The sequence below is a fragment of the Achromobacter sp. E1 genome, assembly GCF_037039475.1.
In the GTDB taxonomy this organism is placed as follows: Bacteria; Pseudomonadota; Gammaproteobacteria; order Burkholderiales; family Burkholderiaceae_B; genus Achromobacter; species Achromobacter mucicolens.
Window position 1 is genome coordinate 4,703,375 of record NZ_CP146253.1, and the last position, 15,157, is coordinate 4,718,531.

Below are 15,157 nucleotides of genomic sequence, written 5' to 3' on the forward strand. Positions count from 1 at the left end.
ACAGGGTGTTCGCCGGCCCCTAGAAGTCCATCGACGCCGACAGCATCACGGTGCGCGGCACGCCTTGCGAGATCGTGCCGTACGACGCCACGCCGGACCAGTACGCGCGGTTGAACACGTTGACCACATTGGCGCGCAGCGTGACGTCCCGGCCCTGCACCTTCAGCGCATACCGCGCGCCCAGGTCGAACGTGGTCCAAGACGGCACGGACTGCGTGTTGGCCTGGTTGATGTATTCGCGGCCGGTATAGACCATGCCGCCCGTCAAGGTCAGCCCGGTCACCCATGGCGTGTCCCACTCGGCGCCCAGATTGACCGCGACGGTCGGCACGCCCACCGGCCGGTTGCCCTGCGTGGCCGCGCTGCTGGTGCGCGTCAGCTCGGCATCCAGCAGCGTCACGCCGCCCAGGAGGCGCAGGCCGCGCAACGGCTCGCCGGACACATTCAGCTCCAGCCCGCGGTTGCGCTGCTCGCTGTCGGCGGCATACACCCCGTTCGTGAGCTGCCCGCTGGGCTTGGTGATCTCGAAGGCGCTCAGCGTCACCATCGCGCTGTCCAGCTCCACCTTGACGCCCACTTCCTTCTGCTTGGCCTTGTAGGGCTTGAAGACCTCTCCCGAATTGATGGCGGTGGCGGGCGCCACGTCGCCCTTGCTCAGGCCTTCGATGTAGTTGGCGTAAAGCGACACGTTTTGCCAGGGCTTGACGACCAGGCCCGCCAGCGGCGTGGTCGCGCTTTCGTCGTAGCTGACGGTGCGCGCGCCCGTCGCGCCATTGAAGTTGCGCGACTCGATGCGCTGGTGGCGCAGGCCCAGCGTCAGCTGCGCGCGCTCGTCCAGGATGCTGAGCGTGTCGGCCAGCGCCAGCCCGGACAGATCGGACGAGGACACCTTGGGCACGTTGGCCGGCGCGGGAATATGCTGCTCGGGACGGGTGATCGGACGGTAGATGTTGGACGTGAGCGGCGTGCCGTTCACGCTGGCCTGGCTGTTGCGGTCGCTGTACAGACTGCCCATGAAGCTGACGGCGTGGCGCACCGGCCCCGTGTCCAGTTTGGCGCGCAACCCGGCGTTGTAGGTGCTGCGGTCGACCTGGAAGCGGAAATTGTTGGGCGTCACCACCGTGTCGCCGGCCTCGTTCACGATGGTGGGCGTCTGGTCCGACAGGCGCGAGACGGCGGTGTCCGAACCGCCCGCGTCCGCAAAGACGGTCAGCCGGTCGCTGATGTCGTATTCCACGCGCAAGAGCGCCGACTGGCCGTCGGACTTCCACCATCCCCACGGCTGCGTGGCATTGCGGCGGCCGTCCGCCGCGCGGGGCACGGCAATGCCGGGCGCCACCAGGAACGGCCGCGTCGGGGCGTCGATCTTCTCGTGCTGCGTCAGCAGGTCCAGCGAGGCGCGCAGCCGTTCGCCCTGGTAATCCAGCGACAGCGCGCCGATCGTCGTGCGCGATGTCATGTTGTCCAGCGGCGTGTCGCCCTGCCGTTGCATGCCGTTGACTCGCACACCCCACTCGCCCGCCTCGCCAAACCGGCGGCTCAGGTCGACCCGGGCGCCGAACTGCGAGTCGCCGACGTAATCGGCCGACACGCGGGTCAGGTCCTCGGGCAGCGCGCGTTTGGGCACCATGTTGATCACGCCGCCCACGCCGCTGTTGGGCGACATGCCGTACAGCAGCGCCGCGGGCCCTTTCAACACTTCCACCCGTTCGATGTAGTCGGTGAAGACGTGGTAGTTGGGCGCCACGCCATAGACGCCGTCGAAGGCTATTTCACCGAGGTTGCCTTCCCCGATTGGAAAGCCGCGGATGTAGAACGAGTCGGTCACGCCGCCGATCTGGCCGGTAAAGCGCACCGACGGTTCGACGGTCAGCGCATCGGCCAGCGTCACGGCCTGGCGGTTCGCCAGCAATTCCGACGTATAGCTGGAGACATTGAACGGCGTATCCATCACGTCGCGATTGCCCAGAAGGCCCAGACGCGCCCCGCGCGCCACCTGGCCGCCCGCAAATTCGGCGGGCAGCGCGGACGGGCTCACGCCTGCCCCGGCGACGGTCACCGCGGGCAGCACGGTGGTCTCGCCAGCGGCCACCGGCAGCTTGCGCAGCGAGTACGCGCCGCCGCCTTGTTCCGACAGGGCATAGCCGGTTCCCGACAGCAGGCGGGCGAACCCTTCGCGCACGGTGTACGCGCCCAGCAGGCCGTCGCTATGCTGGCCCGCCACCAAGGCGGGATCGAACGACAGCGGCACCCCTGCGGTGGCGGCAAACTGCGCCAGCACGTCGCCCAGCGGTCCAGCCGCGATGGCGTAGGACTTGCGCGCGGCGGCAGCGGCGGGCTCGGCCGCGTACGCCGGCGCCAGCGTTCCCGTGGCCGCAATCAGCGCCAGCCCGAGGCCGGCGGCCCGGACCAGCGACGCCGCCGGCGATAGAACGGCAAGGCCGCGCGGCAGGCGGGGCGGACGGGAGAGTCGGGAAACCATCAAGCGATCCTTCGTGGGTATGGGGTGGCGCGCATGTCGCGGCGGTTCACCCGGTACACCGGACGAAGCGGAAAAAAGTGTCAGCCGTTCGGCGATTAATGTGTAACGGCGGCGCGCGGCGCGACCGTGATCCACCACGGCGTCACCTGACTCACCCGCACCGGCAGCGTCTTTTCCAGCAGGCGCAGGCTGGCGTCGATGTCGTTCAACGGGAACGCCCCCGACACCCGCAGGCCGGCCACCGCAGGATCGCAGCGCAGCACGCCGTGGCGGTATCGGCCCAGCTCGGCCACCAGATCGGCCAGCCGCCAGTTGCGCGCGGCCAGCATCCCGTCCGCCCACGATGCCGCCAGCGGATCGGCAGAGACGGGCGCGGCGGGCCCCTCAGCGGAAAAGACGGTCTGTTCGCCCGCGGCCAGCACCAACGGGTTTTCGCCTTCCCGGGCAGGCCGGACCTGGACCGCGCCCTCGTACACCGCCACGCGGACGCGGGCGCCCTCGTCGCGCACCATGAAGCGCGTTCCCAGCGCACGCAGCACACCCTGGGTCGTCTGCACAAGGAAGGGGCGCCGCACGGGCGCGGGATCCTGCCCCGTGGTGAGCAGGATTTCTCCCGCGCGCAGCCACAGCACGCGTTGGGCAGGGGTGTAGTCGACGTCCACGGCGCTGGCCGTGTTCAGCACCAGTTGCGTGCCGTCGGCCAGCGCGATGCGGCGCTGCTCGCCCCTGGCCGTGCGCAGGTCCGCGCGCCATTCGCGCCAGGGCAGTTCGCGCGCGCCCATCCAGGCCGCCGGTCCCAGCACCAGCAACCCGGCCAGCGCCCGCACGGCCTGCCGGCGCCCGGCGCGGTGCGCCTGGCGCAACGTCTGCCCGCCGATGTGCGGCGGGACCTGGCCGAAACTGCGCAACATCGTCTCGGCGCGTTGCCACGCGGCTTCGTGATCGGCGCTGCGGGCCCGCCAACGGTCCAGCGCCGCGCTATCGGCCGCCGACAGCGTCTCGGACTGCACGCGCACCAGCCAGCCGGCCGCCTCTTTAAGGATGGCGGGGTCGATGACCGCGTTCATGCCGCATCCGCCTGGTAGGCGATCAGGCAGGCGGCAAAAGCAGCCTGCATATGGCGCTTTACGGTCGAGAGCGACACGCGAAGCTGCCGGGCGATCTCGTCATAGCCCATGCCGTCGAACTGCGACAGCAGGAAGACCTCGCGAGTGCGGGACGGTAGCGCATGCAGGGCGGCGTCGATGGCGTGCAACGTTTCCAGGATCAGTGCGCGCGCCTCCGGCGAGGGGGCTTCGGCGGGCGGCACTTGCGCCACCGCGGCCAGGTAGGCGTCTTCGACCGACCGGCGGCGCCAGTGGTCCGCCACCAGGCCCTTGGCGATGTGGGCCAGCAGCGCGCGCGGCTCGGCGCCGGTGTCTTCCCGGCGCCGGCCGGCCATCAGCCGCACGAACGTGTCGTGCGCCAGGTCCGCGGCATCGAAGGAACTGCCCAGCTTCTTGCGCAGCCATGCCGAGAGCCAGCCGTGGTGTTCGCGATAGAGCTTCGTGACGTTGTCGGCGGATGGAATTAGCGGCGCAGGCAAGGCGCACCTCGGCTTTCATGCAAATAGGAATTGTTTTTATTCTATACGAGCCGTCCGCACCCGCGCGTGCTTCGGGGTGGTGCGATAGAATCGGACACCTTCCCGCCACAGCCACGAGTGCCATGCCGAACGACCCGTCCATGCCTCAGTTCCTTGCCAGCGGCGGGCAAATGGGCGCCCGGGTCGCCAGCCATGACTGGTCGGCCACCCCGCTCGGCCCCCTCTCCAACTGGTCCCCCTCCCTGCGCATCGCCGTCAGCATGGTGCTGTCGTCCCGGTTTCCGGCCTGTCTGGTGTGGGGCCCGGACCTGATTTCCATCTACAACGACGCTTTTGTGCCCATCCTGGGCGCCAAGCCCGATGCATTGGGCCGCCCGTTCAGTGATGTCTGGCGCGAAGCCTGGTCCCAGATCGGCCCCATCGCCGAACGCGCCTTTGCCGGCGAGGCCACCTTCATCGAGGACTATCCCGTCGAGCTCGCGCGGTACGGCCGCCTGGAGCTGGCGCACTTCACGTTCTGCTATAGCCCGGTGCGCGACGAACATGGCAAGGTCGTCGGCATGATCGACACCGTCATCGAGACCACCGCGCGGGTCGAGGCCGAAAAGGCCCAGGCCGAGGCGCTGCGCCTGACGGAAGAGGCCCTGCGGCAAAGCCAGAAAATGGAAGCCATCGGCCAGATGACCGGCGGCGTCGCGCACGACTTCAACAACCTGCTGACGGGGATTTCAGGCAGCCTGGAACTGCTTTCGCAACGTCTTGCGCGCGGCCACACCGAAGACCTCGACCGCCACATCGCCGTGGCAAAAAGCGGCGCCGAAAAGGCGGCCGTCCTGACGCGGCGCCTGCTGACCTTCTCGCGCACCCACCCGCTCGAGCGCACGGTGGTGGACATCAATGGCGTCATCGCCGGCATGGAAGCATTGATCGCGCGCAGCGCCGGATCCGCCGTCACGCTGGAAATGGACTGCGCGCCCCGGCTGTGGCCCGTATGGGTCGACTCGCACCAGCTCGAGAACGCCCTTCTGAACCTGTGCCTGAACGCGCGCGACGCCCTCGATGCGTGCGGCGTCTTGCGCATCGAAACGCGCAACGTCACGCTGGACGCGCAAGCCGCGCGCGACCGTGGCCTGCAGGCCGGCGACCACGTGCTGCTGCGCGTTTCCGACACGGGCTGCGGCATGACGGCCGAAACCGTGCAACGCATGTTCGAGCCCTTCTACACCACCAAGCCGGCCGACCGCGGTACGGGCCTGGGCCTGGCGCTGGTGCACGATTTCGTCCGGCAATCTGGCGGGCACGTGCAGGTGCGCTCCCAACCGGGCCAGGGCACCGACATCGACCTGTTTTTCCCGCGCCACGGCGGCGCCGACATTGACATGGCATCGGCCGTCGCGGCGGCGGCCCAGCCGCCCCGCGTCCTGCAAGGGGGCACTGTCCTGTTGGCCGAGGACGACCCGGCGGTACGCGAAGTCACGGCCGAAGTGCTCAGGGAAATGGGCTACGACGTGATCGAGGCCACCGATGGCGCCAGCGCCCTGCGGCAACTGACCGCCCTGCCGCGGATCGATCTGCTGGTCTGCGACCTGGCGCTGCCGGGCGGCGTGAACGGCCGGCGCGTGGCGGACACCGGCCGCGCGATGCGGCCCGGCATGAAGGTGCTGTTCATCACCGGCTACGGCGAAAGCGCCGAAGGCGCCAATGTTCCGGCCAGCGACGCGCCGGTACTGCTCAAACCCTTCATGCTCGATGACCTATCGAGCCAGGTGCATGCGTTAATGCGCTGACGGGCCGGTGCTCAGGGCTGCCGGCCGCGCGTCGTGCGGATCCAGAACAGGCCGGCCCCCGACAACAGCATGGCGCACAGCAGATACGCAAAGCAGATCAGCAGGCCGAAGAAATAGTAGCGGTCGTAGACGCTGGCGGCCCACCATGCCGTGCCGCCATACACGGCCATCACGATGAACGGCAGCCACAGCACCACGATGCCTGCGCGGCGCCAGCCCGGCGTGTTCAGACGGGGAAACCTGCCGGCCTTTGCGCGCAGCACCAGGGCCAGCGCCGACAGCGCCGGCAACAGGAAGGCCAGCACCGCCAGCACCAGCAGGCCCGCATCCAGGAACGTCGCCACAAACTCGCGCAAGATGTTCTCCCGAGGGCGCCCGACACGGGCGCCGGTTGGGACGTTATACACGAGCGCTACAACCGGCAGCCGCGGCCGGTCCTAGTAATCCATCGGCACGTGGCTCTGCGCGGCGCGGATCTCCTGCAGATGCCGTTCGGCCTCCTGGCGCTCGACGGCGGGGGGCAAGGCGCGCCAGCTCACCAGGTTGCCCGGTGTCTTCACGGGCATCCACCCCAATACGCTGTACAGCGAAATCGCGGTGCCGCCCGTGTCCAGCCGCGTCTCGTAATAACCCTGACGATCCGGCACGGTATCGCCGGGCGTCCAATCCAACTGAGACATCCAGGTCTCCTCCTGGTGAAGCGTGTGCGCTAGGCGCCGCCGTCTACGAAAGAGCGGCGTTCCTCCGATCGTATAGCGTCCGGCCAGACTTGTCCCCGGTCAAAAAGCCGGGACAACGCATTATTGACAGAGGGGAATCCCTAAGCCGACCGCATTTTTTTGGATTGCTAAAGCCCGAATTCAGGCGCTAGCATGCGGCAACGGATTTTTACCCGCCGGACGGACACGGGCCGCCCGCTCCCCCTGCGCCCCTACGACGGCAATGCCGAAATCGATCTTCCCGCAGTACCCGAGGGATCGGCTGGCCGCTTTGGCAAGCGCCAATTCCCTGCGCGCCATCCGCGAAGGCCTGCTTTGGGCCATGCCCTGCCTGCTGGTGTCCGCGCTGTTCCTGGTGCTGTCCGTCTGCGCCCGGCTGCTGGGTCTGCCGGGCGGCATTGCCGACGCCCTGGCCGATCTGCACGGCGCGCTGTCCGCCGTCATGCCCCTTCTGGCCGGCACGGCCATCGGCTACATGCTGTCGATCCGCCACCGGCTGCCGCACCTGCCCACCGCGTTGCTGTGCCTGTGCCTCGTGGTCATCGCCGAACGCCTGCTGGCGCCCTACCCGCGCGCGGCGTCCACGCTCACCCTGTTCATCGCGATCGTGATCCCGATCGCGGCCGTGCCGCTGATGGCCTGGCTGCACCGGCGCCGCTGGACGCAGCTTGCGCCGGACGGACTTATCGGCGAGAACGTGCGCGACTCGCTGAACATGATCGTCCCAGGCCTGCTGACCGCCGGCCTGGTGATGGCGGCGTTGTCCGCGGCGCTCTCGATCCCGGCGGTGGCGCAGGTCGACATCCCGCTCAGCATGGCGTCTCTGGACAGTCCGTACAGCGCGGGCGCGATCGTGGCCGCGTTGAATTCGATGTTCTGGTTTTTCGGCATCCACGGCGCGCACGCCCTGGCGCCGATCATGGACGTGCTGGACCAGGCCACGCGGCTCAACGCCACGAGCGTCGCCGCCGGCTACGAAGGCGTCTATGCGCTGAACGGCACGCTGCTGGGCGCCTTCGTCTTCATTGGCGGCTCGGGTGCGACGTTGTCGCTGGTGGTGGCGATCCTGCTGTTCTCGCGCAGCGATTCGCTGCGGGTCCTGGCGCTGGCGAGCATTCCCGTATCGCTCCTGAACATCAACGAGATCCTGCTGTTCGGCCTGCCCCTCATCCTGAACCCGCGGCTTCTGCTGCCTTTCGTGCTCACGCCCGTCATCAACGTGCTGATGGCGCTGGCAGCGGTGCAACTGGGTTGGCTTGCGCCCGCCACCGTGGCACTGCCGTTGACGTCGCCCGTGCTATTTAACGCCTATCTGGGCGCGGGCGAACAGGTGGCGGGGATCGCGTTGCAATGCGCGCTGGTGGCGTTGGGCGCGTGCATCTACGCGCCCTTTCTGATCGCGCTGGAGCGGCAGCGCAAGGCCGATTCCACCGTGTATTTCAAATCGCTGGACGCGACGTTTCCGCAACTGCAGGAAGAATCGCTGCTGTACGCGCACGACCCCGTCGCGTCCACCTACGCCACGCGCGCACGGCGCCGCGCCGAGGTCTCACGCATCCGCGCCATCAGCGAATACGACTTCTACCTGGAATACCAGCCGCAGGTCTCGCTGCGCACGGGCCTGTGCACCGGCTGCGAGGCGCTGCTGCGCGCCACCGGCCCCGAAGGCACGCAACAGGCGCCGCTGGAATTCCTGCGATGGCTGGCGCAAGCTGGCCTGATGGGCGAAGTGGATCTCTGGGTAGCGCGGCAAGCGGTGCGGCAATGCCTGGCTTGGCGCGCGCAGGGCTTCTCGCTGCCCATGACGATCAACGTCACGGGCGCCACGCTGACCTCGCCGGCTTACCTTGACCGGTTGATCAAGGTGCTGGACCAGACGCGGGGCCAGGTCTCGGTGGAGCTCACGGAAGATGCGCTGGTCGAGGACGCGCAGGCGCTGCACACCGCCTTCGACCGGCTCCACGGCATCGGCGCCCGAGTCTACATCGACGACTTCGGCACGGGTTATTCCGCGTTGAGCTACCTGCACCAGTTCCAGATCGATGCGGTCAAGATCGACCGCAGCTTCGTGATGGCGCAAAGCCATGACCGGGGCGCGCTGGTGATGAGCGGCCTCTTGCGGTTCTGCGAGGCATTGAACCTGCAGATCATTGTCGAGGGCGTGGAAACCGATGGTCAGTTGTCCGCGCTGGCGTCCAGCGCGGAGATCGTCGTGCAGGGCTGGTACTACAGCAAGGCGGTGTCGGGCGAGCTTGTCGTGGACTTCGCGCGCCGGCGTCAGGAAGGGCCCGCCCTGCCGGCGAACCTGCCCGAAGCAAAGGCTATTTGATGCCGATGAACGGCAGCGCCGCGCCCGGCACCTGGGTGGACGGCAGCACGCCATCCCATTTTTCCACGGCGTTCAGGCTGACGAGGTTGGTGTTGGCGGCCAGCGCCTCGGCCTTGGCGCGGATCGAGGCCGCCTCGGCTTCGCCGCGCATGCGGATGCCGTCGGCTTCCGCGGTGAACTGCTGACGGCGCGCGTCGGCTTCGGCCTTGGCCTTGACCACCTGGATCTCGGCGTTGATCATCGCCGTTTCCTTTTGCTGGCGCGTGGTTTCGATCTGCACCTGGGCCAGCATGCGCTGTTCGATCGAATGCTCGTAGGCCTGCGAGAAACCCACTTCCTCGATCTGAACGCCCACCACCTGGACCGGCGCGCCTTCCATCGTCTTGAGCACGGCGTTGTTCACATCCAGGCCAAGCTTCTGGCGTTCCTGGATGGCGCGCACGGCCGTGTACTGGCCAAATACGTTCTTCACCGCGTCCGGCGTCTTGCGCTCCAGCACGCGCATCTGCAGATTGGCGATGGTGCCGTATTCGGAATAGAGCTCTGCGACGTGCTCGGCCGGCACGCGGTAGGTCACCGACACGCGCAGCGTGGCCGGCTGCTGGTCATAGCTGTAGGCCTCGAGCTTTTCGAACACGAAGGTGTGGTCGCGCACGGACACCGTCATCACGTTGTCGATGAACGGCGTTTTGAAATCCAGGCCGGGTTCGGCCACGCGCACCAGCTTGCCGTTGCGCAGCACCACGCCGCGCTCGCCCTGATCCACCTGGAACCACGAGCCGAACGCGATGAACAGGATCAGCAGAAAGATCAGTGCGGTGCCAATGGCGAATGTCAGTTTGCGCGGCTTGACCGCGCCGATCGTCTTGACCATCTGGATATCTGTCGGCTTCACTTTCACTTCCAATCCCTGTCTGTTCTTTTGCGTTTACGGTCCGAGAGCACCGCTGCGATGCCGCGCGCGAGCAGATAGGCGATGACCGCCGCCCCCACCAAGATCAGGAAATACCGCATCGAGCGTCCCCCCCGGGAAAGAAGGACGGGATTCTAGCCCGCAGCGAGCGCGCTGCCGCAAGCGGGTGTCAACGTAATGTGGCGATACGTTTCTGAACGTTTCACCGGCCGCGATTTCGGCGGATTTACGCCCCGTACCAGCGCAATCCCAACCGGGAGAGCGGATCGGGATAGTCCCAGAACGCGTGGTCCAGCCTCTCCATCCCTTCCTGCTCCGCCTCGGTCATCGCCCCGTAGATATCGTTGAGCTGCACCACCTCGGGCGAGGCCTCGAAGCGGTCGATCAGCGCGCGCATGCGCGAGAGCACGTCCAGCATGTGCACGGCCCCGATCTTGCGCAGCGCCTGCAAGGCAAGCTGGCAGGTCTCGTCGCCCCAGTTGCACAGAAACTGCATGAAGCCGCCATTGTTGATGTCGGCCTCCATGCGCCACAGCGCAACCAGCTCCTGGTCGGTGGGCGACAAGCGGTCAAGCTTCCATCCGGCTGCCTGCAACGCCGCCATGGCCTGCTCGTATCGCAAGTCCCACAGCAGATCGTGCACATTGAGCATGCCTTGCGGCACCGGCGCGGCCAGCGCGGGCCACACGACGCCGTGCCCGTCATCCACCAGTTGCCACGCCTGCCGCGCCTCGGGCGTGGCCTCATGCAGGCGGATATGCCGCCGGATCGGCTCGCTGACCTCGCGGCCGTCTGCAAGCGTCAACAGCACGTGCGTATCGGTCAACGTCAGGGCAGTGATGCGGTAGTCGGGAGTCGGCATTGCAAGGGTCCGGCATGACAGGAAAGCGCAAGACCCTACCGGATCGGCGCGGCGCTGTCGAGGCGAGCCCGTTGCCGGGGCGCATCGCGCCGCATCCTGTTACGGCTCCCTGTTCACCCATCTGCTACGTTAAACAGGACCGCGCCGGGGTCCCATCCAGCGCGCTTGTCGGAGATCGACCATGCCCCGCCCTTCCGAGTCCGCTCCCCTCATCGGAGTGGTCCCGCCATACATGCTGGACCGGCTTGCGCAGCACACCGATGCGCGCGTCAGCATGCCTGCCGTCAAGACGATGATCATCGATCAGCAGCAGCGCAGCCTGCGCGAGATGGCGGGACAGCCGCCTCGCGCAACGCTCGCGCCGGCGCGCCAGGTGGCGCCGGCGGGCACGCCCGACCGCGCCGTGCACGACGCCGGCAACGGCACCACGCTGCCCGGAAAGCTGGTTCGCGCCGAAGGCGCACGACCCAGCGGCGACCCCGCGGTGGACGAGGCCTACGCGCATCTGGGCTCGACCTACAAGCTTTTCTGGAATGTGTACAAGCGGCACTCCATCGACGCGCATGGCCTGCCGCTGATCGGCACGGTGCATTACGGCGAGGACTACGAAAACGCCTTCTGGAACGGCGCGCAGATGGTGTTCGGCGATGGCGACGGCGAGATCTTCAACCGCTTCACCGTCGCGGTCGACATCATCGGCCACGAGCTCACCCATGGCGTGATCGACACCGAGGCCGCCCTCCTCTACCAAGGCCAGCCCGGCGCGCTGAACGAATCGCTGTGCGACGTGTTCGGCGCGCTGGTCAAGCAGTATTCGCTGGGGCAGACGGCCCGGGAGGCGGACTGGCTGGTCGGGCAGGGTCTCTTCACGGAAAACGTGCAAGCGCGCGCGCTGCGCTCGATGGCCGAGCCGGGCACCGCGTACGACGATCCCGTGCTGGGCACGGACCCGCAGCCCGCGCACATGCGGGACTACGTCGATACGCCGCGCGACAACGGCGGCGTGCACATCAACTCGGGGATTCCAAACCGCGCGTTTTATCTGGCCGCCACGGCGCTGGACGGCAATGCGTGGAACGGCGCGGGGCACGTCTGGTACGACACGCTGTGCGACAAGCGCCTGCGCCACGATGCCGCGTTCAAGGATTTTGCAGGCCTGACGCTGCTGGTCGCCGGCGAAAAACACGGAGCGGACGTGCGCCGCGCCATCGACGAAGCCTGGAAGGCCGTGGGCGTGCTGCCATGATCGAACTGCCGCCCCTCGACCTTGCCCAGCTCGTGCGCCTTAGCCGCGAGGGCGGCCTGGCATACCTGCCCGGCCTTGCCCAGCCGCGCCGTATCGACATGGCCACCTGCCCGCCTGGCGTGCGGCAGGAGGTCTGCGATGCGATCCTGCATGCCGCCCCGAAAGCCATGCCCGGCAGCGCCGGCGCGGGCGGCGATCAGCGCTACTTTCACGTGGAAGTGGAATTCGAAGGCGCGGATACCGCGCGGGTCACTTTTGACGTGCCGGAGGCCGATGCGCCGGAAACGCTGGTGCGTCTTTGGAAGCGCCCGCCCGGCCAATCTGAATAGCGCGCCCCGCATACAGCCCGGTCACCGCCATGACGGCGCACAACGCCGCGCACACGCCCAACGCGGCGCCCCACCCGCCCAGCTTGTCATGCAAGCCGCCCACCAGCGCGGGGCCGGTCGCGGCGAACAGGTAGCCGGCACACTGCGCCATGCCCGACAGCGCCGCGGCCTGCTGCGCATGGCTGGCGCGCAATCCCACGAACGCCAGGCCCAGGATGATGCCCGCGCCGGTGCCCAGGCCCAGCAGCGCGATCCACAACGCGCCCCACGTGGGCGCCGCGATCAGGCCCGCGAACGCGACGCACGACGCGCCCGCCGCGCAGAACGCCGCGACCCGCTGGTCCCTCAACCGGCGCAGTAGCGGCGCCATGAACAACGCGGGCGCCGCGGACGCGAGCTGCATGAATCCATGCAACGATCCGGCGCGTTCGGCCGAGTAACCCGCGTCGCGCAAAATGGCGGGCAGCCAGCTCACCGCCACATAGAACACGAAAGAATTGATGCCCAGGAACACGGTGACCTGCCAGGCCAGCGGCGAACGCCACAGGCGCACGCCGTGCGGCGCGTGGGCGGTGGTCGCGGCGGGCGGCGTGTGGCCCGCAAGCTGGGGCAGCCACAACAGCAGGCTGACCAGCGGCAGCGCCAACATGCACAGTGTCGAAAACCGCCAACCGCCCAGGGGCAGATTGGCAAGCGGAATCGCAATGGCCGAGGCCAGTCCCGCCGCAAGACCCATCGTCAGCACGTAGGCCGACGTCAGCCCCGCCAGGCGCTGCGGGAAGTCACGCTTCAACAGGCTGGGCAGCAGCACGTTGCCCAACGCAATGCCCGCGCCGATGATGGCCGTGCCTGCGTACAGCCCCGCCGCCGCGCCCATCGTGCGGATCACGATACCGCCAGCGACGAGCAGCATCGCCGCAAAGAGCGTGCGCTCCAGGCCAAACCGGCGCGCAAGCCCGGCGGCGAACAGCGACACCACCGCGAAGGCCAGCAGCGGCAGCGTGATGAGCATGCCGGCCGCCGCGGACGACAGGTCCAGCTCGGCGCGGATCAGGCCGATCAGCGGCGGCACGCCGGTGAACGGCGCGCGCAGGGCCATCGCAATGCAGAGAATGCCCAGGATCAGCAGCGCCGGGCGGCTGGGTGGCGTCGAAGGACGGGATACGTGCATGGTCACTCGGGCGTAGGCAAAGGGAAACGGAAAGGCCACCAGCTTACGCGCCGCGCGCCTTACCGAATTTCGAGATAATGACAACCTTTCCCCCAATTCGGCCACATTCGTCTTTGCAGCGCCGACGCCCATGCGCACGCCCGACACGCCGCCCGCCCCCTTCGATCCGGATTCCGCCACGCAATGGGCGTTCGCCATGCCCGTGCATGCGGCCGAGCAGGACAACGAATCGCCGACGCACCGGCATCACATGGGCCAGCTTGTCCTGGCGCTGCGCGGCGGCGTTACCTGCTCGGTGCCGCAAGGCCTGTGGATGGTGCCGCCGCAGTGCGCCGTCTGGATCCCCGGCGGCGTGCCGCACAGCAACCGGGTCACGGCCAATGGCCGCGTCTGCTTCCTGTTCGTGCCGGCCGACGCGCCGCGCCTGCCCACGGCATGCTGCACGCTGGCAATCACCCCGCTGGTGCGCGAACTGGTCGTGCACCTGGCCAACCTGGCGCCTGCCGATGCGGCGGCGCCCGCCAACCGCAGACTGGCCGACGTGCTGATGGACCAGCTGTCGCAGATGCCCACCGAGCACCTGCACCTGCCCATCTCGGATCATCCGCGCCTGCGCGAAATCGCCGGCGCGTTGAACGCGGATCCGGCGGACCGCAGCACCGTCGCACAGTGGGGCAAGCGCGTCGCCATGAGCGAACGCACGCTGGCGCGGCTGGTACAGCAGGAGGTCGGCATGAGCTTCGGCCGCTGGCGCCAGCAGCTGCACATCATCCTGGCGCTGCAACGGCTGTCGGCGGGCGTGTCGGTGCAGCGCACGGCCGAAGACCTGGGCTACGAGTCGGTCAGCGCCTTCATCACGATGTTCAAGAAAACGCTGGGCAAGACACCCGCGCGTTACTTCGCGGACAAGAGCGACCCGCAGGCCACGCCGCCATGAACGCGCGCGCGGGTCACGCCTGTCTGGAACCGGCCACGATGAAAAGGCGCGGAAACGGCAGCAGCACGGTGCCATCGGCCAGCGCCGGATAGGCCTGCTCGATCAACGACTGATAGCGCGCCAGAAAACTGGCCTGCTCGGCGGCATCCAGCTTGTCCAGATAGGGCCGCAAGGCCGTCCCCTTGAACCACTCGACCACGGCGGCGGCGCCCGCGATCGGATGGTGGTAGGTCGTGCGCCAGACGTCCAGCGTGCCGCAATGGGGTTTGAGAAGTTCGTAATACCAGGCCGCGCTGTGACGCGGCGGATGCTTGACGCCGCCAATCTTGGCCGCCCAGGGCGCCTCGCCGGCCACCTGCCTGGCCAGGCGATGCGCGGGTTCTTCCAGGTTGTCGGGCGTTTGTACCGCCAGGCTGCCGCCCGGGGCCAGCTTGGCCACCAGCGCGGGGTACAGCGTCTCGTGGTCGGGCACCCATTGCAGCGCGGCGTTGGCAAGGATCACGTCATAGCGCTGCGGCGGATTCCAGGTGGCGATGTCGGCCAGTTCGAACGACAGCGCCGGCAAGCGCTTGCGCGCCGCATCGATCATGTCCTGCGAGCTGTCCATGCCCGAGATCTCAGCGTCCGGATAGCGGCTGGCCAGCACTTCGGTGGAGTTGCCCGGCCCGCAGCCCAGGTCCACGGCGCGCTTGACGAGCAGATTGGGCAGGGCCGCCACCAGGTCCCGCACCGGGCGGGTACGTTCGTTTTCAAAGGCGGAATACTGCTTGGCGGACCAGCTGTTCATGATCGTTCCT

At 68.0% G+C, this 15,157-nt stretch carries 14 protein-coding genes; 5 read left to right on the forward strand and 9 right to left on the reverse strand.

Translation table 11 applies throughout. The annotated features are described in order from the left end of the window. Positions 1-19: 19 nt before the first annotated feature. The 3 genes from V6V88_RS21915 to V6V88_RS21925 all read right to left on the reverse strand — a co-directional run bounded on the left by V6V88_RS21915 (position 20) and on the right by V6V88_RS21925 (position 4,067). The gene (locus V6V88_RS21915; protein WP_338616321.1) at positions 20-2,482 is read right to left on the reverse strand and encodes a TonB-dependent receptor; all 2,463 of its coding nucleotides are present in this window, start codon (positions 2,480-2,482) and stop codon (positions 20-22) included. A 95-nt stretch (positions 2,483-2,577) separates the two neighbouring features. After that, positions 2,578-3,549 (reverse strand): FecR domain-containing protein, encoded by a 972-nt coding sequence (locus V6V88_RS21920; RefSeq protein ID WP_338616323.1) that lies wholly within the window; start codon positions 3,547-3,549, stop codon positions 2,578-2,580. Then, positions 3,546-4,067: a sigma-70 family RNA polymerase sigma factor gene (locus tag V6V88_RS21925; protein ID WP_223572592.1), complete on the reverse strand. Its 522-nt coding sequence runs from the start codon at positions 4,065-4,067 to the stop codon at positions 3,546-3,548. The genes V6V88_RS21920 and V6V88_RS21925 overlap by 4 nt, the downstream gene beginning before the upstream one ends. Positions 4,068-4,207: 140 nt before the next feature. Here V6V88_RS21925 and V6V88_RS21930 point away from each other — a divergent pair, with 140 nt between their 5' ends. After that, a complete protein-coding gene (locus V6V88_RS21930; protein ID WP_338616325.1) occupies positions 4,208-5,854 on the forward strand; it encodes an ATP-binding protein in 1,647 nt (548 codons plus the stop codon). A gap of 11 nt (positions 5,855-5,865) precedes the next feature. Here the strand turns inward: V6V88_RS21930 and V6V88_RS21935 are convergent, their stop codons facing one another. Together V6V88_RS21935 and V6V88_RS21940 are read right to left on the reverse strand one after the other, a co-directional pair. Next, a complete protein-coding gene (locus V6V88_RS21935) occupies positions 5,866-6,210 on the reverse strand; it encodes a hypothetical protein (RefSeq protein ID WP_062839711.1) in 345 nt (114 codons plus the stop codon). An 81-nt stretch (positions 6,211-6,291) separates the two neighbouring features. Beyond that, a complete protein-coding gene (locus tag V6V88_RS21940; RefSeq protein WP_056326242.1) occupies positions 6,292-6,534 on the reverse strand; it encodes a hypothetical protein in 243 nt (80 codons plus the stop codon). A 262-nt stretch (positions 6,535-6,796) separates the two neighbouring features. Between V6V88_RS21940 and V6V88_RS21945 the strand changes: the two genes are divergently transcribed. Then, positions 6,797-8,902 (forward strand): EAL domain-containing protein, encoded by a 2,106-nt coding sequence (locus tag V6V88_RS21945; RefSeq protein ID WP_338616327.1) that lies wholly within the window; start codon positions 6,797-6,799, stop codon positions 8,900-8,902. Here V6V88_RS21945 and V6V88_RS21950 read toward each other — a convergent pair. Both V6V88_RS21950 and V6V88_RS21955 read right to left on the reverse strand, forming a co-directional pair. Beyond that, positions 8,895-9,776, reverse strand: coding sequence for a prohibitin family protein (locus V6V88_RS21950; protein ID WP_142056038.1), 882 nt, complete (start codon positions 9,774-9,776; stop codon positions 8,895-8,897). The two genes, V6V88_RS21945 and V6V88_RS21950, sit on opposite strands and share 8 nt — an antisense overlap. A gap of 265 nt (positions 9,777-10,041) precedes the next feature. Then, entirely contained in the window at positions 10,042-10,677 is a 636-nt protein-coding gene (locus tag V6V88_RS21955) for a DUF4375 domain-containing protein (protein WP_338616329.1), read from the reverse strand. 181 nt (positions 10,678-10,858) lie between these two features. Here V6V88_RS21955 and V6V88_RS21960 point away from each other — a divergent pair, with 181 nt between their 5' ends. Beyond that, positions 10,859-11,923: a M4 family metallopeptidase gene (locus tag V6V88_RS21960; RefSeq protein WP_180097978.1), complete on the forward strand. Its 1,065-nt coding sequence runs from the start codon at positions 10,859-10,861 to the stop codon at positions 11,921-11,923. Next, a complete protein-coding gene (locus tag V6V88_RS21965; RefSeq protein ID WP_063952390.1) occupies positions 11,920-12,252 on the forward strand; it encodes a protealysin inhibitor emfourin in 333 nt (110 codons plus the stop codon). The genes V6V88_RS21960 and V6V88_RS21965 overlap by 4 nt, the downstream gene beginning before the upstream one ends. On the opposite strand, the gene V6V88_RS21970 is transcribed toward V6V88_RS21965, so the two are convergent. Then, positions 12,173-13,423, reverse strand: coding sequence for an MFS transporter (locus V6V88_RS21970; protein ID WP_223572603.1), 1,251 nt, complete (start codon positions 13,421-13,423; stop codon positions 12,173-12,175). The two genes, V6V88_RS21965 and V6V88_RS21970, sit on opposite strands and share 80 nt — an antisense overlap. A 130-nt stretch (positions 13,424-13,553) precedes the next feature. On the opposite strand from V6V88_RS21970, the gene V6V88_RS21975 reads away from it, so the two are divergent. Next, entirely contained in the window at positions 13,554-14,360 is an 807-nt protein-coding gene (locus V6V88_RS21975) for a helix-turn-helix transcriptional regulator (protein ID WP_062839716.1), read from the forward strand. A 13-nt stretch (positions 14,361-14,373) separates the two neighbouring features. On the opposite strand, the gene tam is transcribed toward V6V88_RS21975, so the two are convergent. Continuing rightward, positions 14,374-15,147 (reverse strand): trans-aconitate 2-methyltransferase, encoded by a 774-nt coding sequence (tam, locus tag V6V88_RS21980; RefSeq protein WP_338616335.1) that lies wholly within the window; start codon positions 15,145-15,147, stop codon positions 14,374-14,376. Positions 15,148-15,157: the final 10 nt, after the last annotated feature.